Source organism: Roseinatronobacter ekhonensis (assembly GCF_900499075.1).
Classification (GTDB): domain Bacteria; phylum Pseudomonadota; class Alphaproteobacteria; order Rhodobacterales; family Rhodobacteraceae; genus Roseinatronobacter; species Roseinatronobacter ekhonensis.
This window is the reverse complement of the sequence record NZ_UIHC01000172.1, coordinates 1-1,048: the sequence shown is the minus strand read 5'-3', so window position 1 is coordinate 1,048 and position 1,048 is coordinate 1. Positions and strand designations below refer to the sequence as shown.

The following is a 1,048-nucleotide window of genomic DNA, read 5'->3' as shown; positions in this document are numbered from 1 at the left end:
GGTCGTGGCGTCGGACATGGGATGGCCTTCAGAACGTGAGCGTGACGGTCTTTGGCGCGCCCCGCCCGATCAGGGCGGAGAGCTGGAAGATGCGGACGTCGAGCGTGTCGCCGGGGCCGAGCGGCGCGCCCCAATCGGCGCTCTGCTGGGCGGCGGTGTAGATCGCGCTGGTCGTGGCGGTGCTCAGCACCCGCTTCACGGTGGCGCCGTCGAGGATCTCGACCTCGTAGGCTTCCAGCTCTTCCGCCAGTGACACCTCGACCGCGCCCCAGCTGTCGGCAGCAAGCGCGCGTGACCTCCGCGTCCAGCGGATCGTCAGGTCGCCGGGCGTCCGCGGCGTTCGCCACGGTTGCGCGACATGGGCGACGGAGAACGGCCGCAGCCCGGCGCCCGTTGGCGTGAAGGCCTGCGCCACATAGGTCTCGTCGCTGACCGGACGGCTCGCCGGGCCGATACGCCAGTTCCACGGGATGCCGAGATCGGCCTCGGCGATCGGCAGGGACGCCAGCGCGGTGTCCAGCACGACGACCCGCCCGCCCGCAGGCGCCGGGTTACCCATCGCACCCTCGGTGCCGCGCTGGCCGCGCAGGAGCCGGGTCAGCCGATACCGGCCGGGCGCCAGAAGCTCCGCCGCGCCCGCCTGCACGATCTCCCAGACGCCGGGCGCGCTCTCGATGGCGAGCGCGTTGGCGCCGCCGAACAGCGTGAGGTCGGTGACGCTTTCCAGCGTGCCGGTCAGCAGATCGACCACAAGCGCATTGCCGAGATCGAAGCGCGACGTGTGCCCCGCGTAGAGGTCGGAGACCAGCATCCCGATCCGGGCGCGGCTGCCGAAGGTGGTCACCAGCTCGAAGCCATCGGTCGACGGGCTGCGGAACACCGCCATCTCGCCGGGCCAGGGAACCGCGTGCGCGGCGACCAGCGGCCGATGCGCGGGCTGGTCCTCGGTCAATTGCGGCAGGTCCATCAGCACCGCATCCGGCGCGCCGAACACGACAGCACGCGTCAGCGACGCCGCGCGGGGATCGCCGGGCGGCAGATCGTAGGT

General features: G+C 72.1%; 1 protein-coding gene. It reads right to left on the bottom strand.

From position 1 onward, the window contains the following. Window positions 1–28: 28 nt before the first annotated feature. Window positions 29–1,048 (bottom strand): GTA baseplate fiber-binding domain-containing protein (locus ROE7235_RS19670; RefSeq protein WP_442476008.1); only part of this gene is annotated, 1,020 nt, incomplete at its 5' end.